The organism is Bradyrhizobium sp. Pa8, assembly GCF_052588265.1.
This window is the reverse complement of record NZ_CP176767.1, coordinates 4,642,079-4,666,196: the sequence shown is the minus strand read 5'-3', so window position 1 is coordinate 4,666,196 and position 24,118 is coordinate 4,642,079. Positions and strand designations below refer to the sequence as shown.

38 protein-coding genes are annotated in these 24,118 nt (G+C 64.6%); 21 read left to right on the top strand and 17 right to left on the bottom strand.

The features are described 5' to 3' along the window. Positions 1–127 precede the first annotated feature (127 nt). The 9 genes from ACKWRH_RS21435 to ACKWRH_RS21395 form a co-directional block, all read right to left on the bottom strand. Entirely contained in the window at positions 128–535 is a 408-nt protein-coding gene (locus tag ACKWRH_RS21435) for a hypothetical protein (protein WP_445222220.1), read from the bottom strand. Then, on the bottom strand, positions 535–1,017 hold the full coding sequence (locus ACKWRH_RS21430) for a hypothetical protein (RefSeq protein WP_445222219.1): 483 nt from the start codon (positions 1,015–1,017) through the stop codon (positions 535–537). The genes ACKWRH_RS21435 and ACKWRH_RS21430 overlap by 1 nt, the downstream gene beginning before the upstream one ends. Further along, positions 1,014–2,357, bottom strand: coding sequence for a hypothetical protein (locus tag ACKWRH_RS21425; protein ID WP_445222218.1), 1,344 nt, complete (start codon positions 2,355–2,357; stop codon positions 1,014–1,016). The genes ACKWRH_RS21430 and ACKWRH_RS21425 overlap by 4 nt, the downstream gene beginning before the upstream one ends. Next, complete coding sequence (locus tag ACKWRH_RS21420) at positions 2,354–2,572, bottom strand: hypothetical protein (RefSeq protein WP_445222217.1); 219 nt, start codon at positions 2,570–2,572, stop codon at positions 2,354–2,356. Before ACKWRH_RS21420 ends, ACKWRH_RS21425 begins: the two co-directional genes overlap by 4 nt. Continuing rightward, positions 2,569–2,766 carry a hypothetical protein gene (locus ACKWRH_RS21415; RefSeq protein ID WP_445222216.1) on the bottom strand — a complete coding sequence of 66 codons (198 nt, stop codon included), beginning with the start codon at positions 2,764–2,766 and terminating at the stop codon, positions 2,569–2,571. Before ACKWRH_RS21415 ends, ACKWRH_RS21420 begins: the two co-directional genes overlap by 4 nt. Continuing rightward, a complete protein-coding gene (locus ACKWRH_RS21410) occupies positions 2,763–3,641 on the bottom strand; it encodes a hypothetical protein (RefSeq protein ID WP_445222215.1) in 879 nt (292 codons plus the stop codon). The genes ACKWRH_RS21415 and ACKWRH_RS21410 overlap by 4 nt, the downstream gene beginning before the upstream one ends. A gap of 147 nt (positions 3,642–3,788) precedes the next feature. Beyond that, positions 3,789–3,968: a hypothetical protein gene (locus ACKWRH_RS21405; RefSeq protein ID WP_445222214.1), complete on the bottom strand. Its 180-nt coding sequence runs from the start codon at positions 3,966–3,968 to the stop codon at positions 3,789–3,791. A 12-nt stretch (positions 3,969–3,980) separates the two neighbouring features. Continuing rightward, entirely contained in the window at positions 3,981–4,241 is a 261-nt protein-coding gene (locus ACKWRH_RS21400) for a helix-turn-helix domain-containing protein (RefSeq protein ID WP_445222213.1), read from the bottom strand. 229 nt (positions 4,242–4,470) lie between these two features. After that, entirely contained in the window at positions 4,471–4,722 is a 252-nt protein-coding gene (locus tag ACKWRH_RS21395; protein WP_445222212.1) for a carph-isopro domain-containing protein, read from the bottom strand. A gap of 94 nt (positions 4,723–4,816) precedes the next feature. Between ACKWRH_RS21395 and ACKWRH_RS21390 the strand changes: the two genes are divergently transcribed. The 16 genes from ACKWRH_RS21390 (at position 4,817) to ACKWRH_RS21315 (ending at position 12,538) form a co-directional block, all read left to right on the top strand. After that, entirely contained in the window at positions 4,817–5,131 is a 315-nt protein-coding gene (locus ACKWRH_RS21390) for a helix-turn-helix transcriptional regulator (RefSeq protein WP_445222211.1), read from the top strand. Between the two features lie 98 nt (positions 5,132–5,229). Further along, positions 5,230–5,541: a hypothetical protein gene (locus tag ACKWRH_RS21385; protein ID WP_445222210.1), complete on the top strand. Its 312-nt coding sequence runs from the start codon at positions 5,230–5,232 to the stop codon at positions 5,539–5,541. Beyond that, positions 5,541–5,969, top strand: coding sequence for a hypothetical protein (locus ACKWRH_RS21380; RefSeq protein WP_445222209.1), 429 nt, complete (start codon positions 5,541–5,543; stop codon positions 5,967–5,969). Before ACKWRH_RS21385 ends, ACKWRH_RS21380 begins: the two co-directional genes overlap by 1 nt. Before the next feature lies 1 nt (position 5,970). Beyond that, positions 5,971–7,434, top strand: coding sequence for an AAA family ATPase (locus tag ACKWRH_RS21375; RefSeq protein WP_445222208.1), 1,464 nt, complete (start codon positions 5,971–5,973; stop codon positions 7,432–7,434). Between the two features lie 128 nt (positions 7,435–7,562). Further along, on the top strand, positions 7,563–7,781 hold the full coding sequence (locus ACKWRH_RS21370; protein WP_445222207.1) for a hypothetical protein: 219 nt from the start codon (positions 7,563–7,565) through the stop codon (positions 7,779–7,781). Beyond that, positions 7,778–8,077: a DUF7673 family protein gene (locus ACKWRH_RS21365; RefSeq protein WP_445222206.1), complete on the top strand. Its 300-nt coding sequence runs from the start codon at positions 7,778–7,780 to the stop codon at positions 8,075–8,077. The genes ACKWRH_RS21370 and ACKWRH_RS21365 overlap by 4 nt, the downstream gene beginning before the upstream one ends. Next, entirely contained in the window at positions 8,074–8,490 is a 417-nt protein-coding gene (locus tag ACKWRH_RS21360) for a VVA0879 family protein (RefSeq protein ID WP_445222205.1), read from the top strand. The genes ACKWRH_RS21365 and ACKWRH_RS21360 overlap by 4 nt, the downstream gene beginning before the upstream one ends. Next, positions 8,487–8,732 (top strand): hypothetical protein, encoded by a 246-nt coding sequence (locus ACKWRH_RS21355; protein WP_445222204.1) that lies wholly within the window; start codon positions 8,487–8,489, stop codon positions 8,730–8,732. Before ACKWRH_RS21360 ends, ACKWRH_RS21355 begins: the two co-directional genes overlap by 4 nt. Then, on the top strand, positions 8,725–8,958 hold the full coding sequence (locus ACKWRH_RS21350) for a hypothetical protein (RefSeq protein WP_445222203.1): 234 nt from the start codon (positions 8,725–8,727) through the stop codon (positions 8,956–8,958). Before ACKWRH_RS21355 ends, ACKWRH_RS21350 begins: the two co-directional genes overlap by 8 nt. Beyond that, the gene (locus tag ACKWRH_RS21345) at positions 8,955–9,404 is read left to right on the top strand and encodes a hypothetical protein (RefSeq protein WP_445222202.1); all 450 of its coding nucleotides are present in this window, start codon (positions 8,955–8,957) and stop codon (positions 9,402–9,404) included. The genes ACKWRH_RS21350 and ACKWRH_RS21345 overlap by 4 nt, the downstream gene beginning before the upstream one ends. Beyond that, positions 9,401–9,658 carry a hypothetical protein gene (locus ACKWRH_RS21340; protein WP_445222201.1) on the top strand — a complete coding sequence of 86 codons (258 nt, stop codon included), beginning with the start codon at positions 9,401–9,403 and terminating at the stop codon, positions 9,656–9,658. The genes ACKWRH_RS21345 and ACKWRH_RS21340 overlap by 4 nt, the downstream gene beginning before the upstream one ends. 12 nt (positions 9,659–9,670) lie before the next feature. Then, a complete protein-coding gene (locus ACKWRH_RS21335) occupies positions 9,671–9,973 on the top strand; it encodes a hypothetical protein (protein ID WP_445222200.1) in 303 nt (100 codons plus the stop codon). Between the two features lie 86 nt (positions 9,974–10,059). Next, positions 10,060–10,437, top strand: coding sequence for a GIY-YIG nuclease family protein (locus ACKWRH_RS21330; protein ID WP_445222199.1), 378 nt, complete (start codon positions 10,060–10,062; stop codon positions 10,435–10,437). Then, a complete protein-coding gene (locus ACKWRH_RS21325; protein WP_445222198.1) occupies positions 10,434–10,700 on the top strand; it encodes a hypothetical protein in 267 nt (88 codons plus the stop codon). Before ACKWRH_RS21330 ends, ACKWRH_RS21325 begins: the two co-directional genes overlap by 4 nt. Before the next feature lie 5 nt (positions 10,701–10,705). Next, positions 10,706–11,896, top strand: coding sequence for a tyrosine-type recombinase/integrase (locus tag ACKWRH_RS21320; RefSeq protein ID WP_445222197.1), 1,191 nt, complete (start codon positions 10,706–10,708; stop codon positions 11,894–11,896). Between the two features lie 411 nt (positions 11,897–12,307). Further along, on the top strand, positions 12,308–12,538 hold the full coding sequence (locus tag ACKWRH_RS21315) for a hypothetical protein (protein WP_445222196.1): 231 nt from the start codon (positions 12,308–12,310) through the stop codon (positions 12,536–12,538). A gap of 148 nt (positions 12,539–12,686) precedes the next feature. Here the strand turns inward: ACKWRH_RS21315 and ACKWRH_RS21310 are convergent, their stop codons facing one another. Continuing rightward, a complete protein-coding gene (locus ACKWRH_RS21310) occupies positions 12,687–12,905 on the bottom strand; it encodes a hypothetical protein (protein WP_445222195.1) in 219 nt (72 codons plus the stop codon). A gap of 599 nt (positions 12,906–13,504) precedes the next feature. Here ACKWRH_RS21310 and ACKWRH_RS21305 point away from each other — a divergent pair. Continuing rightward, positions 13,505–13,663, top strand: coding sequence for a hypothetical protein (locus ACKWRH_RS21305; RefSeq protein ID WP_028161343.1), 159 nt, complete (start codon positions 13,505–13,507; stop codon positions 13,661–13,663). 101 nt (positions 13,664–13,764) lie between these two features. Here the strand turns inward: ACKWRH_RS21305 and ACKWRH_RS21300 are convergent, their stop codons facing one another. From ACKWRH_RS21300 to ACKWRH_RS21290, 3 genes are all read right to left on the bottom strand, one after another. Beyond that, positions 13,765–14,547 (bottom strand): hypothetical protein, encoded by a 783-nt coding sequence (locus ACKWRH_RS21300; RefSeq protein WP_445222194.1) that lies wholly within the window; start codon positions 14,545–14,547, stop codon positions 13,765–13,767. Between the two features lie 174 nt (positions 14,548–14,721). After that, entirely contained in the window at positions 14,722–14,958 is a 237-nt protein-coding gene (locus ACKWRH_RS21295) for a hypothetical protein (protein WP_445222193.1), read from the bottom strand. A 70-nt stretch (positions 14,959–15,028) separates the two neighbouring features. Beyond that, a complete protein-coding gene (locus tag ACKWRH_RS21290) occupies positions 15,029–15,250 on the bottom strand; it encodes a hypothetical protein (RefSeq protein WP_445222192.1) in 222 nt (73 codons plus the stop codon). A 267-nt stretch (positions 15,251–15,517) separates the two neighbouring features. Between ACKWRH_RS21290 and ACKWRH_RS21285 the strand changes: the two genes are divergently transcribed. Beyond that, positions 15,518–15,865, top strand: a complete 348-nt coding sequence (locus ACKWRH_RS21285) for a DUF6481 family protein (protein WP_445222191.1) — start codon at positions 15,518–15,520, stop codon at positions 15,863–15,865. 153 nt (positions 15,866–16,018) lie between these two features. Here the strand turns inward: ACKWRH_RS21285 and ACKWRH_RS21280 are convergent, their stop codons facing one another. Beyond that, complete coding sequence (locus tag ACKWRH_RS21280) at positions 16,019–16,261, bottom strand: pentapeptide MXKDX repeat protein (protein WP_028150975.1); 243 nt, start codon at positions 16,259–16,261, stop codon at positions 16,019–16,021. Between the two features lie 297 nt (positions 16,262–16,558). Between ACKWRH_RS21280 and ACKWRH_RS21275 the strand changes: the two genes are divergently transcribed. The 3 genes from ACKWRH_RS21275 to ACKWRH_RS21265 are packed head-to-tail and all read left to right on the top strand — an operon-like array spanning position 16,559 to position 19,487. Next, on the top strand, positions 16,559–17,581 hold the full coding sequence (locus tag ACKWRH_RS21275; RefSeq protein ID WP_445222190.1) for a TRAP transporter substrate-binding protein: 1,023 nt from the start codon (positions 16,559–16,561) through the stop codon (positions 17,579–17,581). Beyond that, positions 17,578–18,132 carry a TRAP transporter small permease gene (locus ACKWRH_RS21270; protein WP_445222189.1) on the top strand — a complete coding sequence of 185 codons (555 nt, stop codon included), beginning with the start codon at positions 17,578–17,580 and terminating at the stop codon, positions 18,130–18,132. Before ACKWRH_RS21275 ends, ACKWRH_RS21270 begins: the two co-directional genes overlap by 4 nt. After that, positions 18,129–19,487 (top strand): TRAP transporter large permease, encoded by a 1,359-nt coding sequence (locus ACKWRH_RS21265; protein WP_445222188.1) that lies wholly within the window; start codon positions 18,129–18,131, stop codon positions 19,485–19,487. Before ACKWRH_RS21270 ends, ACKWRH_RS21265 begins: the two co-directional genes overlap by 4 nt. 95 nt (positions 19,488–19,582) lie before the next feature. Here the strand turns inward: ACKWRH_RS21265 and ACKWRH_RS21260 are convergent, their stop codons facing one another. Genes ACKWRH_RS21260 through ACKWRH_RS21250 form a run of 3 tightly spaced genes read right to left on the bottom strand, consistent with a single transcriptional unit; the run spans position 19,583 to position 24,108 of the window. Then, positions 19,583–20,494, bottom strand: a complete 912-nt coding sequence (locus ACKWRH_RS21260) for a hydroxymethylglutaryl-CoA lyase (protein WP_445222187.1) — start codon at positions 20,492–20,494, stop codon at positions 19,583–19,585. 1 nt (position 20,495) lies between these two features. Further along, on the bottom strand, positions 20,496–22,499 hold the full coding sequence (locus ACKWRH_RS21255) for an acetyl/propionyl/methylcrotonyl-CoA carboxylase subunit alpha (protein ID WP_445222186.1): 2,004 nt from the start codon (positions 22,497–22,499) through the stop codon (positions 20,496–20,498). Positions 22,500–22,503: 4 nt separating this feature from the next. Next, the gene (locus ACKWRH_RS21250) at positions 22,504–24,108 is read right to left on the bottom strand and encodes a carboxyl transferase domain-containing protein (protein WP_445222185.1); all 1,605 of its coding nucleotides are present in this window, start codon (positions 24,106–24,108) and stop codon (positions 22,504–22,506) included. Positions 24,109–24,118 lie beyond the last annotated feature (10 nt).

The window sequence follows — 24,118 nt, the reverse complement described above, 5'->3', positions numbered from 1 at the left end:
ACGTAGAACGAGAAGTTGGACCGTGCCGCGGACAAGCATTGCTCAGCCGTTGGAAAGACCGTGCTGCTGCGAAAAGGCGCAAGGTCGCAGGCAAAGTAACCCGCACAAGTCAGGACGATGACAAAGCTCATCGCACAGGCCTTTCCGGAACAGGTGAAATCTCGCGCGCGTAGCCGTAGGTCTGCGCACGTATCCAATTCTGCGAGCGGTTGAGCTCGACCGCGGGCGACCAACCTTCCTTGACATCCTCGCCGATGCGATACATCGCCTTCTTCTTGGCCTTCGCCTCATTGCGGCGCTGTGCTCGATACGTGACGGCCGGACGCGGCGCCTTCGGCTTGTGCTCGCCACGCTTGGACAGCGTCTTCTTCATCGCCTTCTTGATGCCGGCCAGGCGCTCACCATCAGGCGCAGGATCCGGAAATTGCGCCGCAACCTCCTCGAGTGTCAGATGTTGCACGGGCGCGGCAAGCTCGGCGCCGGGTTGACCAACGACAGGCGCGGCCTGCTCGCTGGCGCCTTGAGCCAGATCCATCACGAACCCCTCCCCTTGTTCAGCATGTGAGCGAGATCGAACGTCTCCACCTCAATGGAGCCGTCGTCCTTGCGCGCGAATGAGACGTTGAAATCCTGCAAGCCGTGATCTGCATGCACGAGCTGCTGAAAGAAGAGATCTGCGACCCTCTGGAGGAACACCTGCCCCGAGATGGTCGGGCTTACAGGGTGCCCCCCCATAATCGGGCGCGCGGTGGAGGCGATATGCGCGGCAACCTGCGCAACCGCGACCGCGAAAATGTCGAGAATCGGATCGTGGGTGAGACCGCGCGTGAACGTCTTGAAGCGATCGGCGCAGTAGGCAACGCACAGCGCCTGCATGTGGGTGCCGAGCTTGTGCCCCTCGATGATCGCCGGATCGACCGGAACGCCGTCGACCTGCGCATCGGCTCCGAGGCAACGCAGCACCTCTGCCATCGCAGCGTCGCGGACGGGTTTTGCAGTGTCGTAGAGATCGCTCATGCGGCCTGCTCCTCGCTCTCGCCTGCCGCATGGTCTTTCTTCACGACGGGATGCTGGGTAAAGCGCTCGGCGTCGTCAGACAGCGTCCAGGATTTGCGGCAGGTCGGCGGAATCCAGCGGGGTGCGCGCGGCGCCTCGCCCTTGATCCAGATCAGCCAGATGTAGGCGGTTGCCGTCGAGCCATCCGGCTCCCAGCGGCCTTTGCAGAGGTTGACGCGCTCGGCATAGAACACGATCCGCGTCGGCGGATTATCCTTGAAGATGCGCTCATAGCGCCCGCCGGTTTCCAGCCATTGGAGGCGGACGAACATCGCGAGCCCCACCTTGGCACGCTTGAGCGCTTGCAGAACGAAACCTTCGGTCTTGTCGCCAAACGGCGGGTTGGTGAGGATGAAGTCGCGCTCCTCGCCCTCGACCTCGAGATCGGACAGGAAGTCGAGGGTCCGATCGCCATAGCCATAATCGAAGATGTCGGTTGCGAGCACGTCGGGGCAGTATTCGCGCAGCACTTCGGCCATGTGGCCTTCGCCGCAAGCGGGCTCCCAGATCCGCAGCTGGTGGAATTTCGCTCCTTGGTCGTCGTCATCGAGATCGCCGCTCTCGAAATACGGGATCAGTATCTCCTCGATCAGCGCTCGCGTCGCCCAGGGCGGCGTCGGGAAGTAGTCGAGGCTCTCATCCGGCTCCTTGCGCGATGACATGATCGCGCGTGCGCCGTTCGGCAGCGCCTTCTCCAGCGCCGCCGGCTGCTCGGCCTCCGGCATGCGGGCGATCTTCTCCGCAACCGAGACGGCCACCTTGTCCTGCTCGACCGCATGCTGCAGATCCGGGATACCCTGCTCAACGACGGTCGCGGCGCGCTGCACGGAGCGCCTTCCGACGCTCATCATGTCGGCCGCTTCCGTCTGCGAGATCGATGCGGCAGGCTCGACTTGCTGCGGCTCGCTTGCGCCAACCAGGTCCAGCAGGGGTGCGCCAATTGGCGCACCCTGGGTGTGCTGATTGGCGCCGAGCTTCAGCGTCGCAATGCGCGCAGCCACCATGGCGCGCTGGCTCTCAGTCAGATGCCGCCGCTTCAGGTTCTTCGAGATCACCCAGTTGAGCGCTTCGCGGTCGTCACCCTGAAACAGCGAGGTCCGGACCGGCAGCCCCTTGCGCGTTGCCGCCGTGTAGCGGTTGCGACCATCCAGGATCATGTCCCGATGCAGGATCACGTCCTCGAGCTGGCCGTTGGCGCGCATGTCTTCGCCGAGATCCTCCAGCTCCTGGTCCGACAGCATCGGAAACAGGTTGGCGAGCGGGTGGAATTTGATAGGGGCATGGCCGGGCTCGAGGATCATCGCATCCGCCTCCCCGACCACACGCCGGCAAAGAAGGCGAAGACGATCACGGGCCAGCCGATGATCGCGGCGATTGAGGCAAACACCACGGCAGCGTGCGAGACCGTGCCCCACGCCTTGTGGATCAGGCCAGCCGAATACATCAGCATCCAGATCACGGCGCCGATCAGCATGTAGGCGAAGACCCAGTTAACGAGATCGTCGGCGCCCATCATGCAGCCGCCTTCTCGTCGCGCGCCTCACCGCCGGCATAGATCGCCCGGATCAAGGCCCAGCCCATGTCGGTCGGCCGGAAGAACGGCCCGCGCGGCCGTTCACCAGGCATCGATCGCGACCAGATTTCGATGAGGTGACGACGCCACAAGGGCGTCATCGCCTCGCGCTCGGACAGACGGGGATGGCCGCTCATGCTGCCTGCTCCGTCAAGACCAGCCACTGGCAGCCGGGCGCCTTCATCTCGATGAGAATTTGCACCACTCCCTCTGCGAAATCGGCGAGCGACTTGTCGCGAGCCGATTTCGAGGCGTAGGCGGCGTAGGCGGCGTAGGCGGCGTCGGCGGCGTCGGCGTCGGCGGCGTCGGCGGCGGCGGCGTAGGCGGCGGCGGCGTCGGCGTCGGCGGCGTCGGCGGCGGCGGCGGCGGCGGCGTAGGCGGCGGCGGCGGCGTCGGCGGCGTCGGCGGCGGCGGCGGCGGCGGCGGCGGCGGCGGCGGCGGCGGCGGCGGCGGCGGCGGCGGCGCGCCTTGCCTCTACCGATATTGAGCGCGCTTCGCGCGCACTCTTTTCGGTCGGATCGTTTTCGCACTTGTTCGCTGCATCACGCAGCGCCTGCTGATGTTTCGGATCCTTGTGGATCGAGGCTGCGGCACGAAGTGCCGCCGGCACAGAGACCTTGATTGCGAGCGTTGCGACACGCTTTGCGAATTCGCGCTCGTCGAGGACGTCGCGGCTGCCGAGCTGCGCCAGCGCCAGGCGTCGCAATCCCTTGGTGCGCGCCTCGTTGCTCGACCATCTGGAATCATTGAGCCGGATCTTCAACCGACGCAGCCCGCGCGAGACGCAGGCAGGATCATCGCCATGCGGCAGATCCATCGCGTAGCAAACGGCCGCCTCCACACACATCTGGCCGGGCACAGGGCGGCCCATTCCATGGACCAGGCCAGCGTCCACGACCTCGAGCACCTTCTTGGCGATGTCGAGATTGATGCCCCAGTCCTTCGGCGCGGTCGCCTCACTGTTGCTGCCGTCGTCCGTGCCAGTCTTGCTGCGGTTGGGATGGTTGATCATCGGCTCTCTCCTGCCCCTGATGAATTGCCGAGGCGCGCAAGGTCGGGCTTTCGGGACAGCCGTTCTCGCGCGCCGCGAAGCTCGCGGACGATCGGGAAGGCTCAGAACTTGGGAAAACAACTAACGCGGGTACGCGGCGGGAACGCTTTAACGAGGCCGGATTGCCTCGCTGATCACGGGAACGAGATGGATGACGGTCAGGCCGATCAGGCCCCAGCACATGACGGTTGTCGTGAGCATCGCGGGCCAGATCCCCAGGTTGACAGGATCAAGCTTCCTAGAGCGCGCATGCTTGGCGGCGGCGAAGTCGACGACCTGGGCGCTCATGCGAACCTCCCGTCAGGCGCGGCGGCGCGGCCTGATCGCATCGAGAATGACCATGCAGGCATCAAGTGACGGCTCGCGCTCGCCGGACAGCCAGAACTTTGCCGCGCGCTCTGACACGTTGGCGCGAAACGCAAGCTCAGCTGCCGTCTTGCGCGGCCATAGGGCGCGCGCCGCGATCGCAAAGCCATTTTTGAATTCTGGTGAACAGTCGGGAACAACTGTTCCCTGTTTGAAACTCGACAGCGCGGCGATGCGCTGGCTTGATTCGGACATGACACACCCCAACGCAACGCAACTAACACAGATGATTTCAATCGAGCTTGAAGCAAAGCTGCGCGACGCGCGCGCGCTGTTTCAAAGCGGAACACCGACAAAGTGCTATCGCTATCAAATGAAGATTTTAGTTGCAGGGATTTCCCGACCATTGCAGCATGGCCGCATTCCTCAAAGCTCGGGCGGGGCTGATAATAATGGGTACTGTCGTGCGTTTTCCTGCGCGTCATCATGCGCGAGCCTCCACTTCATCCACCTCGACACGGCGAGCGGCGACTTCAGCCAACACATCCAGGGTGATATCCGCGTTGCCGCTCGAAGCGGCAAAGTTGACCAACCCGCGCCAGCGCTCTCCCGGAATTCCGCGAGGCCGCTTGCGCCAGCCGCTCACCGTTGAGGCGGACTCACCGAGCGCCTCGGCCACGGCACCCGTGCCGCCGAGAGCGTCGATGATCGAACCCCATGTCCAAACTGATTCCATGACAGTTCGAGATTTAGTTCTCAATTCGCGAACCTGTCAACCGGGCGTAATTTGCGAAACGACTTTTCGCAGGCCGCATGGTGAGATATCCACCATGGATAGCGATCAAGACATTGCCAGGCGGCTCATAGCGGTACGGGAGCATTACGACCTCTCGCAGACCGCGTTCGCGGATGCCTTGAACATCGCTAAAAACACGCTCAACGCCTTCGAACGCGGCAAACGCCCTCTAACCCTCGAAACAGCCAAGAGAATAAGAGACCGGTACGGCATCTCGATCGACTGGATTCTCAATGGCGACATCGGCCAGCCGGGTCATGACATCGTGATCAAGATGGGCCCCAAACCCAGAATTGAGGCCGACCGGAAGACCGAGAAGGAACCGGCAGGCCGACGTAAGGCGTCCTGACCATGAGAACGAAAAGTTCTCAACTTGCGAATTTTATTGTTGACGGTTCTCAGATTGCGAACTAAGGTGGCTTCCGTTCTCACCAACGGAGTCACCCAATGTCCGCCGCCGCAGACATCCCCCAAAACCCCTTCGAAGCCGCCCGCCAGGCGCTGATCGCGCGCCTTTTGACCCTGCCCGTCCCGCAAGCGATCGGCGAAGTGTCCGAGCACCTGAAGGACGCCGCCAACATCTTCGACCAGTGGCTGTACGCCGTTGGTTCCGGCGTCGCCGATCACGTCACGATCGATGTCGACATGCGCTCGTTCCAAGGCGCGTTCCTTGCCGCCGTCGACGGCAACGCGACGTATGAGGCCGAGTGCGCCGTTGACCGCGCCTCGCACCGCCGCTCCTTCCGGAGGGCCGTGTAATGGCGCAGTTCCGCAAGAAGCCCGTCACCATCGAAGCGTTTCGCTGGACCGGTGACGCCGATCAAACCGAAGATCCGATTTGGATCGTTGAGGCGATCAAGCGTGGCGACGTGATGTTCCACAAGTTGCCGCTGACCATGACGATCGCGACGCTCGAAGGCACGATGAGCGCCTCGCCCGGAGACTGGATCATCCGCGGCGTCAAGGGCGAGATCTATCCATGCAAGCCCGACATCTTCGCCGCCAGCTACGAGACGGCCGACGCGCCGCCTCGCGACCTGAGGACGGCTCTCCAGATGGCTGCCGGCGCGCTCCGGAGCATGGAGCACAAGAGCCTGGTCGATCCGTCCTCGCCCATCACGTTTGTCGGCGATTGGGCGCACTTCGGAACGATGTCCATGATGCGCTCGAGATCAAAGGAGTCCTGACATGGAAGACCGCACCAACCACAACGCTCTCGCCGATCAGCTCGCTCAGCGCCTGCGCGCAGAGACCGAGACCAGGATCGACCCGACCTACGTCGCCGCCGGCATCACCCGCCTTGCCGACTTCGAGAAGCGCGCGAGCGGCGAGAAGCCGCAGCGCAAGCCGCGTACCCGCGTCAAGAAGCCCGCGCCCGAGACCACGACGGCGCCGGTCACTGCAACCCCTTCCCAACCCACGGAGCCCGCCGCCATGTCTAACGTCTACAATCTCTTCGAACCTGCCACATCCACGACCGCGCACCTCAAAGCCGGCTTCATGGGCAAGCAGGGAGCAGGCAAGTCAGTGACCGGCAGCCTGTTTGCCATCGCCCTGGTCCGCCATCTCAAGGCCAGCGGCGTCACCTACGCGAGCAAGCCGGTCGCGTTCTTCGATACCGAGACCGGTTCGGACTGGATGATCCCGCTGTTCGAAGAGGTCGGCATTCCGCTGGTGGTTGCCAAGAAGCGGTCCTTTGCCGACCTGATCGCCGCGATGAAGTGGGCGGAGGAAAACGCCTCCGTGCTGATCATCGACAGCATCACCCATCCGTGGCGCGAGCTCCAGGAGAGCTATCTGAAGAAGAAGCAGCGCTCTTTCCTCCAGATCGACGATTGGAGCTTCCTCAAGGGCCCGCACGGCTGGCAGCAGTTCACCGATCTCTACATCAACTCGAAACTGCACATCATCATGTGCGGCCGGGCCGGCGACGACACCGAGCAGTACACCGACGAGAACGGCAAGCGTCAGTTCGAAAAGGTCGGCGTCAAGATGAAGACCGAGACCGAGACTGGCTTCGAGCCCTCGCTTCTGGTGCTGATGGAACGCGACATGAATCTGCGCACCAACAAGGTCGCGCATGTCGCCTCCGTGGTGAAGGATCGCTCGATGCTGCTCGACGGCAAGGACTTCACCTTCGAGGGCTATTACGAGAACGGCGACCGACTGCCGACCGACGTCCTGGTCAAGCAGGTGTGGGCGGCTTTCTCCCCGCACATCAAACGCCTCAACATCGGCGGCGCGCATGTCGGCGTGCAGGCAATGGGCGACAGCACGCACATGATCAAGACCGAGAAGCGCGACTGGCAGCCGGTCCAGCGCAAGATCGTCCTGGACGAGATCAAGGACCTGCTGACGATGCACGTACCGGGACAAACCGTCGCCGACAAGCAGCGCCGCGTGATCCTGATGAAGGAGCATTTCTCCGCCGGCTGGGTCGAGATCGAGGAGACGTTCGACCTACTCACGCTCCGCGCCGGCTTCGATAGCCTGCACCAGGCGCTCGAAGGCAAGCCGTCCCGCTACGCATCCGCGATGGAGGCCGAGCACGTGCCGCCGCTCGCTGACGACATTCCCGCGCACTCGAAGGCGCCTGCGACGCCCGCGGTTCTGAACGACTCCCTGCCCGAGTTCGCGGCGGCGGCCGGGTAAGGAGTCCGCGCGAGGATGCGGCGCCGATAGCAAAGCGCCGCATCCAAGGCGGGCGGCGGCCGATGGCCAGCCCCGGTAGGCCGCCGCCCGCAACTGATGACCCCTCATTTCAACGCGGAAATATTAACATGAGCGGATTCACCCGCACAAGGCAGCCACAGCCGCTGACGCGCGCCCAGGCTATCGCCATCCTCCAGCCGATCGCATCGGAGGAAATCGCCGCCATCCTCAGCCAGCAGGACGTGTTTCGCCTCGACCACGACTGCGTCAACCCCGCCGGCCACGACGCAATCGCCTCCTGCGGCGACGTCGTCTGCCCGCATTGCGCGAAGGTGTTCTGGCGATGATCACCCTCGAAGAGCGCGAGGCGCTGGAGCGCCTCCTTGAGATCGCCAAGAGCGACACCGGCCAGAGCAAGCGTGTCGCCAACTTCCTCCTCGCCTGGTGGAATGCTTCGCGCGATGGCGGCTTCGACCTGATCGACCTCTGGAGTGTCGACCAGGAGATCAAGGACGACATGGTCACCATCTTCGCTGTGGTGGCCCGCGAATGGCATTACCCCGACGTCTGGGGCTACGGCCCCGAATTCGAGGCCCTGGTCACCGAGTGGCGCACGCTCCGTCGCAAGAGGAGGGCCACATGACCGATCGGATCACGATCAGCATGCTGCACGACCGCCTGCGCGCTCAGGGCGTGTCGGGACGGGAGCACGCCGCCTTCAAATGCGTGGTTTGCGAGACCGTGCAAAGCATGGCGTCGCTGAAGCGCGCCGGCTGCCCTGACGGCCGCCTCGAAAATCAGATCGGCTTCTCCTGCGAAGGCCGATGGTCCGGCGCCGGTCCGTGGCCTAACGACCCCGACAAGCAGGCAGAACGCCGTGGCCAGACCGACAAGCGCGGTTGCAACTGGACGCTCGGAGGCCTCTTCCGGATTCACAAGCTCGAAGTGCTCGACGAAGCCGGCCAGGCGCAGGCGCTGTTCGAACCGGCATCGCCTGAAGAAGCGCAGGCGCTGGAAGCTTGGCTCAAGACGAAGACGGCGGAGCTCGCCCGATGACCGAGCCCCGCAAAAACTACCTGATCGACGGCCCTCCCTTCCAGGAGCCCAAGCGGCGCGCCGCGCGTGTCCTTGAAATGGCGGCGATCCTGCTCGAAGAGCCGGCCTACATCGAACGTGGCGATGCCGTCCGCTGCCTGCACTTCAGGGGTTACGGCGTCGTCGACGTCATGATGCTGGTCGACGACGCCCGCTACGAGGCGCATCAGCAGCTGGTCGCGAAGGTGATCAGCGATGAGTGAGCAGCATCTCGTCGCGCGCATCAAGCGCAGCAGCAAATATTGGGGCCAGACCGCTCCGAACGCATGGTTCGACGTTCGCGTGGTGAGCGACAACTATTACCAGCTCCGAGGCAACAACAACAACTATCGCCTGGTCGACGTAGCGATGGGCGTTCGGTTTGACAACGGGGTCATCGTCGACCTCTCGACGGGGAAATCATCGAAGGCGGAGGTCACTGCGTCATGATCATCACCCGCCCCCAGCGTATCACCCCGCCAGCCGCACCAGGCGCCCTCCTGAAGCCGGTTTGCGAAACTGCGCAAACTCGCAAACTCCGCGCGGAGCCAGCCGACGATCCCGACTACCTCACGAAAGTCCGCCAGTGCCCGTGCCTGTACTGCGGCGTCGACCCCTGCGGCGAGGCTGCGCATGTGCGGCTCGCCTCTGCAGCCTTCGGCAAATCGAGCGGCCTCCAGAAGAAGCCGGAGGACCGTTGGGCGCTGCCGCTGTGCCGTGACGATCATCTCAACGCGCGCCACGCCCAGCACAGGCGAAGCGAGGACGCGTTCTGGCGGGCGCTCGGCATCAACCCGCTGCTGGTCTGCCAGCGCCTCTACGCCCAGCGCGGGGACATCGTCGCGATGCGGGCTGTGACGTTCGTGGCGATCGCCGAGAGGAGCGCAGAACGATGACCGTCAATGTGATCTGGGTGGATCACGGCCGCGAGCCGCAATGCGCGCCGAACCCAAACTTTCCGAACGGCGTCGATGTCGATCTGCGCCGCGACAAGGAGCAGCCCGGTTGCTCTGCCGACCTTCCTTACCCCGCAAAACGCTGCGGCCATCATCTCGTCCAGTGCGACGTCTGCGGCTACTCGGTCGCGATCACCACGGCCGGAAGGCCCGACGATCCGCGCCGCATCACGCTTCCATGCAAGAGCAACTGAAAGGGGGAAACCATGAGTCAGATCAGACTTGACGCACTGGAGAACGTCGACTTCGACAAATACCTGTCGTTGTCGGAGAAGGCCGAGCGCGATGCCGCTATCGCCTCCAACAACGCCTTCATCGCCGCGATGATCAAGGCCTCCGCCAAGGGCCGCGAGAAGGTGACGCCCGGCACCTATGTGGACCACTCCCCGCCGCTGGGCGCCCGCTTCATCCGCGCGACCCCGCCGATCTCGGCCTGCGGCTCGCCGGCCGCGATGTGCATCGAGCGCGGCAATCCCGACGGCGGGGCACCCTTGGCGTTGAAGAGTTGACGGGGCGAAGCGGCGCACCCTGCGGGATCCTGTCTCGCATGAACGCAGGGTGCGCCAATTGGCGCAGGCAGGAAGAGAGCAAGCCAATGACGATGTCACCGGGCGCGAGACGACGAAGGGCTTGGGAACTCACGGTACCTGATCCGGACCCGCCCAAGGTCGATCGGGCGCCAAAGCCGAAGAACCCGGTCGTGTACTTCTTTCAGACCGGCGAGTTCATCAAAATTGGGAAGTCCGACGCATGGCGCGAGCGCCTGAGCGGCTTACAGACGGCGTCTCCGTATCGCATCGACCCGCTGCTTGTATTGCGCGCCACGCCCGGGCTGGAGCGCCAACTTCACATTCAGTTCAAGGCGAGCCATATCCGGGGTGAATGGTTTCGCCCAACCGCCGACCTGATGCAGTTCATTGAAGATAACCGCCACAATTCTGTTGCGGGCGAAGACGCGGTGGACGATCTATGACCCGCCATCCCGACCATCGCGAGCGCGCCTACGCCCCGCGCGGCCTGCGCCGGGACGCCGCCGCCGACTGGGTCGGAATGAAGCCGACGACCTTCGATAAGCTCGTCGCCGAGGGTCTGATGCCACGCGGCAAACTTGTGCATGGCTGCCGGGTCTGGGACCGCTATGAGCTTGACACGGCTTTCGAAAATCTGCCCGATGAGAGCCTGCCCGATGCCGCGCCGCTCCAGCCAGCCGATGGCGGATGGGCCAAGGTAACCTAGATCCCATGCCCGAGATCCTGCCGCGCTACGTCCACCACGATCCGGACCGGCACGGCAACGATCGGCTCTATTTCATCAAGTGGAATCCCTCGACGAAGAAGCTGCGCAAACGCCGCTTGCGCGAGGAGGTTGGGACGGCCGCTTTTTTCGAGGAGTATGCCGCGGCCCTCGCCGATCGGCCCTACGCCAAGCCGGCGGCGGCCAAGGCAGCTCCGCCCGCCCAAGTCAAGCCGAACACGCTGCGCTGGCTGTGCGCCAAATACATGCGCGAGAGCCTGGAGTTTCGCGGCTACGACCTCGAGACCCAGAAGAACCGCCGCAGGATCCTCAAGGCCCTCTGCCGCGAGCCTGCGAGCGATGATGACCCGCAGGAGATCGGCGATCTCGGCTGCGACATTCCGCAGGACAAGATCGAGTTGCTGGTCAACCGCAAGGCGTTGACCTCGATCGACGCCGCCAATCACAGGCTCAAGGCGATCCGGAAGCTATCGGAATGGGCGGTCAAGCAGACGCCGAAGCTGATCCCGGTCAACCGGGCCAAGGGTGTCGATCTCCTGAAGCGCCCGATGACGACCGGCCATCACACCTGGTCCGTCCCGGAGATCGAGCTTTACGTTGAGCGGCACCCGCAGGGCACCAAGGCGCATCTCGCCTTGATGCTGTTCCTGCTGCTCGGCCAGCGCATCAGCGACGTCGCCAAATTCGGCCGGCAGCACATTCGCCAGCCCCGTCATGTCGCGGCCAAGCTGCGCAAGATCCACCCCGGTCGCTGGCTCGCCTTCCGCCAGCATAAGAACCGCAAGCGCGCGCCGGTCGATCTGGTGATCCCAATCCTGCCCCAGCTTGAGTCCGTCTTACAGGCCACCAAAGATGCCGGCACGCTCGGCACCATGACATTCCTGGAAACGGCCTACGGCAAGCCTCACACGGTCAAGGGGCTCGGCAATTGGTTCGCGGACCGATGTGTGGAGGCCGGCGTCCCCGGGCGCGCCCACGGGCTCCGCAAGGCCGGCGCGACGGTGTCGGCGGAGAATGGGGCGACACCGCACCAGCTGATGGCGATCTTCGGCTGGAAGACGCTGTCGCAGGCCGAGCTCTACACCAAGGCCGTGCAACAGCAGCTGATGGCCGGCGGCGCGATGAACCTGCTGGTCTTTACGCCGGGCGGACAGGACGACGCGGACGATGATGATTGAGGTGAGAAAAACGAGGGCTGGAAGCCCTTGAAAACACGTGGAGCGGCCGTTTTTCTCACCTTCCCTCTACGCAATTGATTGTGCTCAAAATTGGAAGCTCTGCTGGGATCGCCATCCATCACGGGATTGGCGAGGCCGATAGAGCCGACTTGCGGTATCGGCCCCCGCCCACCGGAGACCTCCTCAAGAGCCTCACTGTTCTCGTCGATCCCGAGGACGATTTCGATTCCCGCTGCCGGAATTTCGGTGCCGCTTGATCGACGCGACGGACGCACAGTTACCATCCGTCTTACTTCACGAATACGTGGGTACCCTCGCCCCGGTCTTTGAACCGGACAGACGAACCCTATCTATGCGCCGGGCGACGTGCGCCCGATAGGGAATTCGATGCTGCCAACCGAGTGGACGAGAATGGCTATCGCATCTGCGGTTGCCGTGATCGCGATGTCGTATTTGGCAATCGACGCAGGCGTCGTGAACTCCAGCGTGATCACACGGCGCATCGAGACGGCGCGGGCTTCCATTGCGGACGCGGCGGCCAGTCAGCATCAACTCGCCTTCGCTATTCAGGCGTGGGCGCGTCCAAGCCGCCAGAAGGTCGACTCGGAGCCACACTTGGAGCACTGCCTGGCGATCGATTGAGTCAGGTCGCGGCACCAGATCAGCCGACGCCTAAGCGGCATTTCTTTTGTTCACGGTCCGACTCCGCTTCGTTCCAAAAGCACGAATCGTCATCGCAAAAATCGGCAGCGTGCATTCATTAATACCGCGTTTCGCTCGCTCGGTTCGTTCATGCATCCACGGTCACGAGCACGGGCCGCAACCGGTACGCGTCGATCGCGGCATTCGACAGCAGCAGCCTGCGCCGCTCGCCGCGCAGCATCAAGCGATCGATCCGGTTCAGGATGAAGCGGGCTGAATCCTGGCGCTCGCCGGTGAGCAGCCCGGATTGGTCGAGATATTTCCAGGCGATCTCGAAAGACTGCGCGCGTAATTCGGGGTCTGTCATAGCCGGCCAACGTCGGCGGGGAACGGATGTTCCTAACCGCGCAACGTCAGCCCGGCGCGACGGAATGCGCAGCGCCGCGGAACGAGATCACGACCAGCACGTTGGCTGCAACGAAATGGAGTGGTGCCGACCCGCCAGCCCCGGTCGGCTTTGAAGGGCCCCGTGCTTGTCCCCCCGAGCGCGGGGCTTTCTCATGCAGGCCAACCAGCGTCCCGACCTCGGCCGATCATTGACGCGATATCTGGCCGAGGATGCGATTAGTCCGTCTGCTCCTCGCGCCGGTCACGGGCGAGTTGATGCCAGGCCAGAGCCAGTTGGATCAGTCTCTGCCGGTCGGCGCCGTCGGCGGACGCCGCGGCCCTCTTCATCGCCGCCTCGGCTTCGTGCTGTGGATCGTACTTGGGACACATGAGGCCGAACCTAACCGACCGAGATGGACGGACCGATGGCAATTTCGTCCGTATGAATGCGGGGTGGTTTTCTCGCCGTCCGGCCCTCCAAGACGCATCTGTGAACTGCGTCACAGCCGGCCCCCGGCGTCTCGGCTAAACATCGCTTCAACCGCTCGCACCGCCGCGAGAGGGCATGGGTGGTCTGTCATGACACAGGAAGCAGCAGCCGAGGCTCACGTCCCGACGCGACGCGCAAGGCCCGATCTGTTCGGCGCCACGTTTCTTGCCACCATCGGTATCGTGATGCTGGCCTGGATCGCGGGCCTGGTCTGGGCCGCGATCGCGTTCTTCAACTGGCTGGTGTGACGCGCGAAGCGATCAGCATCGGTTCGGCAAACAATACGTTGCCCAGACAAAAAAGAGGCGGGCCTGCGCCCGCCTCCTTGTTTCAGACCTTGCCTGAAGCCTCAGTAACACGCGCGAGGATCGGCCTGCACATACTGACCGCTCGGATAGCGGTAGTAGCAATTGCCCTGGGCCAGATAATAGCCGGGACGCGAGGCAGCCGTGGCGCCGGCGATCGCGCCGGTGGCGCCGCCGATCACGGCACCTGCGGCCGCTCCCGAGGCGTTGCCCGAGATCAGGCCGCCCAGCACGCCGCCGACGATGGCGCCGCCAAGCGCGCTTGCGCCGGGATCAGCCGGAGGCGGAGGCGGCGGCGGTTCGTAGGCGACAGGAGGCGGCGCCGGGGCATAGGCCACCGGCATGTCGTCGATGTAATCCTCGGAGATGTAGGCCGGCGGGCCGGCCATCCGCTGCGGATAATAATACCAGACGCCGCCAACGTCCCACCACCAGCCGGAGCGGCCGTTGCGGACCTCGTGGCGCCAGCGCCCGCCATCCCAGGCGCGATTGCCGCGATAAGCGTGTCCGCCCCAGTCGCGCTCCGGTGCGGGGCCCCTGGCGTAATTGCGTCCGGGCGGCGGGCCACCTGCTCCGTGCGGGCGGGGACCGGGGCCACCGGCGTGGGGCTGGCCGCCGGGCTGTTGCGCAGGCCGGGCCGCCTGCTGCGGCGGGGGGCCCTTGCGCATGTTCTGATTGTTCTGGGGCGGCGCGCCCGCGCCGGGCCCCGCAGGCGTCTGGGCCTGGGGTCTTGGCGGCAATGAGTCCTGTGCCTGCGCCGAAAGCGCGGCAAGGGACATGGCCAAAACCAAGGGAATAATGATCTTCATGCGGCTGGACGCACTCATGCGTGCTTGACCCCCTACTCTCGCGATTGCCGTGGTGCCTAGCGCGATAGACGATTCGCCTCGCGCCTGGCTGATGCCGGCGGACATAACTGACCTGCTTTGGTCGGCTAAGTCCCGTTACAAATGATTAAGATCACGGCATTTTTCGGCCCTAGGGGTACGGCTGGAACCGTTCTAGCGCGCCGGCTCGATCACATTGCAGTTGGTCCGCCCCGACATCAGGCAGTCCTGCATCTTGCTGGCCGCGGTGAGATCGCGGGCGAGCCACCAGCCGACACCGAGGATCACGAGCGCGATGATCAATCCGGCAATCGCGCCACGACGGTTGTCGCCGGATTGAGGTCTTGCGAGGGATTTGGGCCTTTTGCCCGGTTCGGGCTTGGATTCGGACTTGGACTCAGACTTGGACATGACTGGCCGATCGCAGGGGTGAACCGGCTTTACCACCTCTGCGACGTCGCGTCACATCCCGGTCGATCGTTCAGCCCCGGGTCTGCCGGATCGCATCCTTGCGCGAGGTTTCGACCGCCGGGGTGGCCCGCGGTGCGCAGGTCGTCAGCAAGAACGCGGTCTGGGTGCATTCCCAATCCGCGCCGAGGACGGCACTTTCGACCGGCTTCGGGCGGGCGAGCAACAGTGCGACGCCGGCCAGGGCGACCACCGCGACGGCGATTGCGAGCGCCTTCAGTCGGAAGATCATCATGCCCGTGCTCCGTCTCGTACCGGGCGGACGCTAGGCGCCGCTCCGTGTGGTCCTCTATGAAGGACATCACAATTCGGCAGTTTTTCCGGGCTACGAGAGATCGTCGGGGTTGGCGATTTTTCGTCTACCTGATCGGCTGCGATTATGGGTGGCTTCGCGACGCGCGCCGATGTACACGCTTCTGCGTCGCGTGGCGCCCGCTATGCCCAGCCGACGTACCAACAGGCAATGATGTAAGATCGGAAGCGAGGAAGACAAGGCTCGTCGATGAGTGGATTCAGGGAACCCGGCTTCGCAGACCGGCAAAAGGCGGCGCAGGACGCCCGCAAAAATCTTTTGAACAAATTCAAGTCGCAGCCCGGGCTGGATGATCCGGCGGTGGCGGCACGTCGTGCTGAGCGCGAGGCGCTCGCGACCAAGCGCGCGGAGGCAAAGGCCGCGCGCGAAGCCGAGAAGGCCGAGCAGAAGCGGATTGCGGAAGAAGCTGCAGCGGCCGAAGCCGCGCGTATCGCCCGCGAAGCGGAAGAGGCGATCGCCAAGCAGGCTGAAATCGAGGCCGAGCAAAAGGCCAAGCGCGACGCCCGCTACGCTGCCCGAAAGGCCAAGCGGAAGTAACGTTCGCAAGTCACGTTCAACTCAAGTCACGTTCAACTCACGTCGCGTTCAAGTGAAGTTGAACTGAAACATCGCTGGGGGCGGTCCATGTGACCGCCCTCGGACTTTCAAGCGCGCGCCTGCCTTCGCAGACGCCGCGACGACGGCGGAAGGTCAGTTCTTCTTCATCATCCCGTCGTCTTTCTTCATCCCGTCCTTCGACATGTGGTCCTTCTTCATGCCGTCGTCCTTGGACATCGTATCCTTCTTCATGCCGTCCTTGGACATCGTGTCCTTCTTCATCATGCCGTCGTCCTTGCCCATCTTGTCCTGGGCAAAAGCGGCCGGCGACAGCGCGAGGCCAAGCGACAGAGCGGCAGCCGAGACGCCGAGCACGATGCGGGTGCGAATGGTCATGAGTGATTTCCCTTCGAGATGGTGTTTGTCAGCGACGGACGCCGCTATCTGATCTCGACGGATTGCCCGCTGGCGTTGTTACGGGCCCAATGACAAAATTTCTGCGGGCCGGCTGCGCGGACGCTCAGTGTGCACCGCAGCAAGGCCGGCACTTGCCCCGGCATTCGGTCTCGAACTATCAGATGAGAGAATATTGGGTGAGAGACCGGCTAGGATGGACCTATGCGCTGGTCTCAAAGACCCAGCCCACCTCACACCGAACAAGAACCGGCCAAATGCCGTCCAAGGGGATACATCATGCTCACGCGCCGTCATCTGATTGCGACCGCCGTCGCCGCACCCGCCATTCTTCGCTTCGGCACTGGTACCGCGCATGCCGCGACCACGCTGAAGATCTCGCACCAATTCCCGGGAGGGACCATCGACAAGGGCGACTTCCGCGACCGGCTCTGCCGCATGTTCGCGGCTGAAGTCGCCAAGCGCAGCAACGGCGACATCGCCGCGGAAATCTATCCGAACTCCTCGCTGATCAAGACCAACGCGCAGTTCTCCGCGATGCGCAAGGGCGCGCTCGACATCAGCCTCTATCCGATGCCTTACGCCGGCGGCGAGCTGCCGGAGACCAATATCGGCCTGATGCCCGGCCTCGTGACCACCTACGACCAGGGCATGCGCTGGAAGAAAGCGCCGGTCGGCAAGGCGCTGACCGACTTCCTCGCCGACAAGGGCATCATCCTGCTCACCTGGGTGTGGCAGGCCGGCGGCGTCGCCAGCCGCTCCAAGCCGATCGTCGCCCCTGAAGATGCCAAGGGCATGAAGGTGCGCGGCGGCTCGCGCGAGATGGACATGGTGCTCCAGACCGCCGGCGCCTCGGTGCTCTCGGTGCCGTCGAACGAAATCTACGCGGCGATGCAGACCGGCGCCTGCGATGCCGGCATCACCTCCTCGACCAGCCTGATCTCGTTCCGGCTCGAAGAGGTCGCGAAGTCGCTGACCTCGGGTGCGGGTGCCTCCTACTGGTTCATGCTCGAGCCGCTGATGATGTCGAAGGCGATCTTCGACAAGCTGCCGAAGAACCAGCAGGACGTCCTGCTCGCAGTCGGAACCGAGCTCGAAGCCTTCGGCCGCAAGGGCGCGCAGGACGACGACGTCGAGGTCGCCAAGGTCTACGAGAAGGCCGGCGCCAAGGTCTCGGTGCTCGATGCCGCCACTGTCGGCAAATGGCGCGACATCGCCCGCGACACCGCGTGGAAGGACTACGGCGCCAAGACCGCGACCGCCGCCAACCTGCTCAAGCTCGCCTCCGACGTCGGCGCATGAGCCACGGTCCGCTTCCGGATCGTGACGACCAGGCGAACGCTGCCGCAAGGACCGGCCTTGCGGCGGCGATCGATCGCGGTCTCGCCGTCCTCAACAGCATCATCGTCGTGTTCGCAGCGATCGCGCTGATCGCGGCCTGCGCCATCCTGAGCTACAGCGTGCTCAGCCGCGCCCTGTTCAAGGCCGCCAATTACTGGCAGGATGAGGCCGCCGTATTCCTCCTGGTCGGCGCCACCTTCATGACGGCGGCCTATGTGCAGCAGAACCGCGGCCATATCGGCATCGAGGCCTTTGTCGGCCTGCTGTCGCCGCTCGCGAACCGGATCAGGCTCTGGCTGGTCGATGCCGCGACGTTCCTGTTCTGCGCCTTTTTCACCTGGAAGTCCTGGACGCTGACCCATGAAGCCTATGTCGACGGCCAGGTCTCGAACTCGATGTGGTCGCCGCCGCTCGCCATTCCCTATTCGCTGATGGCGTTCGGGATGAGCCTGCTCTGCATCCAGATCCTCGTGCAGCTTGCGCTGCCTTTCGCAGGAGCCAGGCGTCCATGAGCGTTTTCGGTATCGGCCTCGCCTACGGTATCGCGACGCTGGTCGTGATGTTTTCAGGCATGCCGATCGCGTTCGCGCTCGGCGCGGTCGCGGTCGTGTTCATGGGCATCTACATGCCGGCCGCGTCCCTGGATACGGTGACGCAGAACGTCTACGAGGAAATGGCCTCGATCACGCTGCTGTCGATCCCGCTCTTCATCCTGAAGGGCGCCGCGATCGGCAAATCGCGCGCCGGTCAGGATCTCTATTCGGCCCTGCATGCCTGGCTGCATCGCGTGCCCGGCGGCCTCGGCGTCGCCAACGTGTTCGCCTGTGCGCTGTTTGCGGCGATGGCGGGCTCGAGCCCTGCGACCTGCTCGGCGATCGGATCGGCCGGCATCCCCGAGATGCGCAAGCGCGGCTATTCCGGCGGTTTTGCCGCCGGCATCATCGCGGCCGGCGGCACGCTCGGCATCCTGCTGCCGCCCTCGATCACGATGATCCTGTTCGCGGTCGCCGCCGAAAAATCGCTCGGCCGGCTCTTCCTCGCCGGCATCGGCCCCGGCCTGCTGCTGGTCTCGCTGTTCGGGGCCTATGCGGTGATCCGCTTCCGCCAGGAATATGCCGCGGCGCAGGCGATCTTTGAGAAAGGCGGGCCTGAGGCTGCGATCCTGGCCCGCGACGAATACACGCTCGCGGAACGCTTCAGCGTGCTGCCGCGCGTAATCCCCTTCGTGCTGCTGCTCACCGGCGTCATGATCGCGCTCTATGGCGGCTACGCGACGCCGTCGGAAACCGCCGGCCTCGGCGGCCTCCTCGCGCTGGCGCTGATCGCGGCGATCTACAGCGTGTGGCGGCCGAGCGACCTCGCCCCGATCATGATGTCGACGATCCGGGAATCGACCATGCTGATGATGATCATCGGCATGTCGCTGCTCTATTCCTACGTGATGAGCTATCTGCACATCTCGCAATCGGTCGCCGAATCCATCGTCGCGATGCACCTGCCGCGCTGGGAGCTGCTGTTCGCGATCCTCGTCATGGTCGTCGTGCTCGGCTTCTTCCTGCCGCCGGTCTCGATCATTCTGATGACCGCGCCGATCATCCTGCCGCCGCTCCGCGCCGCCAATTTCGACATCATCTGGTTCGGCGTGGTCATGACCATCGTGATGGAGATGGGGCTGATCCATCCACCGGTGGGATTGAATATCTTCGTCATCCGCAACGTCGCGCCGGATATTCCCCTGCGCGAGGTGATCTGGGGCACCCTGCCCTTCGTGCTGCTGATGATGCTGGCGGTGCTGCTGCTGTGCTTCTTCCCGGGAATATCGACCGGGCTGCCGGACCTGGTGATGGGGCCGGACGGGAGCAGGTGACGTTGCCGTAGGGTGGGCAAAGCGAAGCGTGCCCACCATTCGCAAATTCGGTCGCGGAGAGATGGTGGGCACGGCGCTGCGCGCCTTTGCCCACCCTACGAAGCAGCCCGCTTCTTCTTCGCGTTTAGAGCGGAGGCCACGCGGCTCACGGGCGGCTTGCCCAGCACGACGCTCATCTCGTTCGTGGCCGCCAGCAGCTTGTCCATGTCGACGCCGGTCCTGACGCCCATGCCTTCGAGCATGTACACGACGTCCTCGGTCGCGACGTTGCCGGTCGCGCCCGGCGCGTAGGGACAGCCGCCGAGGCCGCCGGCGGCGGCATCGATAACGCGGACGCCCTCCTCCAGGCCGGCATAGAGATTGGCGAGCGCCTGGCCATAGGTGTCGTGGAAATGCATCGCGAGCTTGGCGGCAGGAATGTTGGCGATGACCGCGCGCAGCATCTCCTTGGCCTTATCAGGCGTGCCGACGCCGATGGTGTCGCCGAGCGAGATCTCGTAGCAGCCGAGCTCCCACAGCGTGTTGGCGAGATCGGCGACCGCCTTCGGCTTGATCTCGCCGTCGAACGGGCAGCCCAGCACGCAGGAGATATAGCCGCGGACCCTGACGCCATCCGCCTGGGCGCGCGCCAGCACCGGTTTGAACCGCTCGATGGACTCCGCCACCGTGCAGTTGATATTGGCGCGCGAAAAGCCTTCCGAGGCCGCCGCGAACACGGAGACGACTTGCGCGCCGGCAGCGCGCGCGGCGTCATAGCCCTTCTCGTTCGGCACCAGCACGTGGAATTCGGCGCCCTTGACGTGGCTGACGCCGCGCAGCACGGCGTCCGAGCTCGCCATTTGCGGGATCGCCTTGGGCGAGACGAAGGCGCCGACCTCGACCGTGGTGAGGCCAGCGGCTACGAGCGCCTCGACGAAGGCGATGCGGGCCTCGACGCTGACGGGCGTCTTCTCGTTCTGGAGGCCGTCGCGCGGCCCCATTTCGATGATGCGGACGGGATCGCTCATGTCACTCTCCCGATGGTTCGACGACGGCGAGCTCGACACCCTCCTGGACGATGTCTCCGACCTTGCATTTGATCGATTTCAGTACGCCGGCATAGGGCGCGCGCAGCGTCTGCTCCATCTTCATCACTTCCAGGGTGAGGATCGGCGCGCCCTTGTCGAGCTTGGCGCCCTCCTCGGCCAGCACGGCGACGACGGTGCCCGGCAGCGGTGCCGCGATCTTGTCCTCTCCGACATGCTCTTCGCTCTCGCCGCCGAACGGATCGACCCAATGCAGATCGAAGCGGCCATTGCGTGTGCGCAAATACAGCTCATGGCCGTCGATCACGGCTGCGACCTGCGATTTGACGCCATCGAGCGTCAGATCGAAGCCGCCGTCACGCGGGGCGATCGTGAACGCCAACTCGCGCTCACCGGTCACCAGCGTCGACGGGCCGCTGCCGTAGTTCAGCGTGATCTTCTGCTCAGGTCCATGGCCGACGCGGAAGGCAAAGCTGCGCTGGCGGCGGCCGACCGGCATCCAGCCAAAAGTCTGCCAGGGCGAACTCGCCTCGTCTTGCGCGGCCTGCCGCTCGTCGTTGATAACAGCGGCGACTGCTGCGCACAGCTCGAGCTCGCCGGGTGCCGGCGGGGCCTGCGTAAGCACCGCCAGCTCGCGCTCGATGAATCCAGTGTCGATCGCATTGGTCCGCACCTTCGGATGCGTCATCAGCGCCGACAGGAACGGGATGTTGGTGACGATGCCGCGGACGTCGGACTCTTGCAGCCCGCGATTCAGCCGCTCGATCGCGACGTCCCGCGTCGGCGCCCACGCGATCATTTTTGCAAGCATCGCATCGTAATAGGGCGAGACCGTATCGCCTTCGCGATAGCCGGCGTCGATGCGCAAGCCGCCGGTTTCCGCCGGCAAGCGCCAGGTCGAGATCCTCCCGACCGACGGCATGAAGTTCTTGGTCGGATTTTCCGCGTAGACGCGCGCCTCGACCGCGTGGCCATTGAGCCGGAGCTCGTCCTGCTTCAGCGGCAGCGCCTCGCCGAATGCGACGCGCAGTTGCCACTCGACCAGATCGATGCCGGTGATCAGCTCGGTCACGGGATGCTCGACCTGAAGACGCGTGTTCATCTCGATGAAGAACACGTCCTTGCCGTCGGAGACGAACTCGATCGTGCCGGCACCGACATAGTTCACGGCGCCCGCCGCCTTTCGCGCGGCGGCGCAGACCGTCTCGCGCTGGGCGGCATTGAGCGTCGGCGACGGCGCCTCCTCGATCACCTTCTGGTGCCGGCGCTGTAGCGTGCATTCGCGCTCGAACAGCGACAGCAGATTGCCGTGGCTGTCGCCGATGATCTGCACCTCGATGTGACGGGGATTGTCGACATATTTTTCGATCAGCATGCGGTCGTCGCCGAACGCGGCCTTGGCCTCGCGCTTGGCGCTGACGATCGCCGGCCCAAGCTCGTCCGCCGAGCGCACGATGCGCATGCCGCGGCCGCCACCGCCGGCGGACGCCTTCACCAGGATCGGGAAGCCGATCTTGTCCGCGGCCTTCGAAAGCGTCGCCTCGTCCTGGGCCTCGCCGTGATAGCCGGGCACCAGCGGCACGCCGGCCTTCTCCATCAGCGCCTTCGAGCCGGACTTCGAGCCCATCGCCGTCATCATCGCGGCGGTCGGGCCGACGAACACCAGGCCCGCCTCCAGGCAGGCCCGCGCGAACTCGGCATTTTCGGACAGGAAGCCGTAGCCGGGATGCACGGCTTCCGCGCCGGTCTTTCGCGCGGCCTCGATCAGCCGCTCGACACTGAGGTAGCTGTCGCGGGCCCGCGCCGGACCGAGCAGCACGGCCTCATCCGCGAGCGCGACATGCATCGCGTCGCGGTCGGCCTCGGAATAGACCGCGACCGTGCGCAAGCCCATGGCTCGCGCGGTGCGAATGACGCGGCAGGCGATCTCGCCGCGGTTGGCGATCAGGAGCGTGCGAAAACGCCGGTAGAGCATTGAACGGTCCATCGCATCACATCCTGAACAGGCCGAATTTCGTAGGCTCGATGGGCGCATTCGCCGCCGCCGAGAGGCCAAGCCCGAGCACGAGGCGGGTGTCGGCCGGGTCGATCACGCCGTCGTCCCACAGGCGCGCGGTCGCGTAATACGGATGCCCCTGGCTCTCATATTGCGCGCGGATGGGCTCGCGGAACTGGTCTTCCTCTTCCTTCGACCAGCTATCGCCCTTGGCCTCGATGTTGTCGCGCCGGACCTGGCTCAGCACCATCGAGGCCTGCTCACCGCCCATCACCGAGATGCGCGCGTTCGGCCACATCCACAGGAAGCGCGGCGAGTAGGCGCGGCCGCACATGCCGTAATTGCCGGCGCCGTAGGAGCCGCCGATCACGACGGTAAATTTCGGCACCGAGGCGGTCGCAACCGCCGTGACGAGCTTGGCGCCGTCGCGCGCGATGCCGCCGGCTTCGTACTTCTTGCCGACCATGAAGCCGGTGATGTTCTGCAGGAACACCAAGGGAATGCCGCGCTGGCAGCACAGCTCGATGAAATGCGCCCCCTTCAGCGAGCTCTCGCTGAACAGAATGCCGTTGTTGGCAATGATGCCGACCGGATAGCCCCAAACGTGGGCGAAGCCGCAGACCAGCGTCGTGCCGTAGAGCTTTTTGAACTCGTCGAACTCCGAGCCGTCGACGATGCGGGCGATGATATCGCGCACGTCGAACGGCTTTCGGCCGTCGACCGGCACCACGCCGTAGATCTCTTCCGCCGCAAACAGCGGGTCGCGCGGCTTGTGCATGTTGAGGTTCGGCCGCACCGATGGCTTCAGCGTGCCGACGATGCGCCGGGCGATGCCGATCGCATGGGCATCGTTCTGGGCGTAGTGGTCGGTCACGCCCGATTGCCGCGAATGCACGTCGGCGCCGCCGAGCTCCTCGGCACTCACCACCTCGCCGGTCGCGGCCTTCACCAGCGGCGGGCCGCCGAGGAAGATGGTGCCCTGGTTGCGCACGATGATGCTTTCGTCCGACATCGCGGGAACATAGGCGCCGCCGGCGGTGCAGGATCCCATCACGATCGCGATCTGCGGGATGCCCTGCGACGACATCTGGGCCTGGTTGTAGAAGATGCGGCCGAAATGGCGCTCGTCCGGAAAGATCTCGTCCTGGAGCGGCAGGAAGGCGCCGCCGGAATCGACCATGTAGACGCAGGGAAGATTGTTCTGCCGCGCCACGTCCTGCGCGCGTAGATGTTTCTTCACCGTCATCGGATAATAGGTACCGCCCTTGATGGTGGCGTCGTTGGCGACGATCACGCATTCGCGGCCCGCGATGCGCCCGACGCCGGTGATGACGCTCGCCGAATGCACGTCACCGCCATAGAGGCCGTACGCCGCCAGCGGCGACAGCTCCATGAACGAGGTGCCGGGATCGACCAGCAGGTCGACGCGCTCGCGCGCCAGCATCTTGCCGCGCGAGGTGTGGCGGTTGCGCGAGACCTCGCCGCCGCCGCCGGCGACCTGGCTCAGTTTTTCACGCAAGTCAGCGACAAGCCCGCGCATGGCCTCGGAATTGCGCGCAAAGTCGGATGAAGACGTATCGATGCTGGAATGGAGCGGCATGTTGATTCCA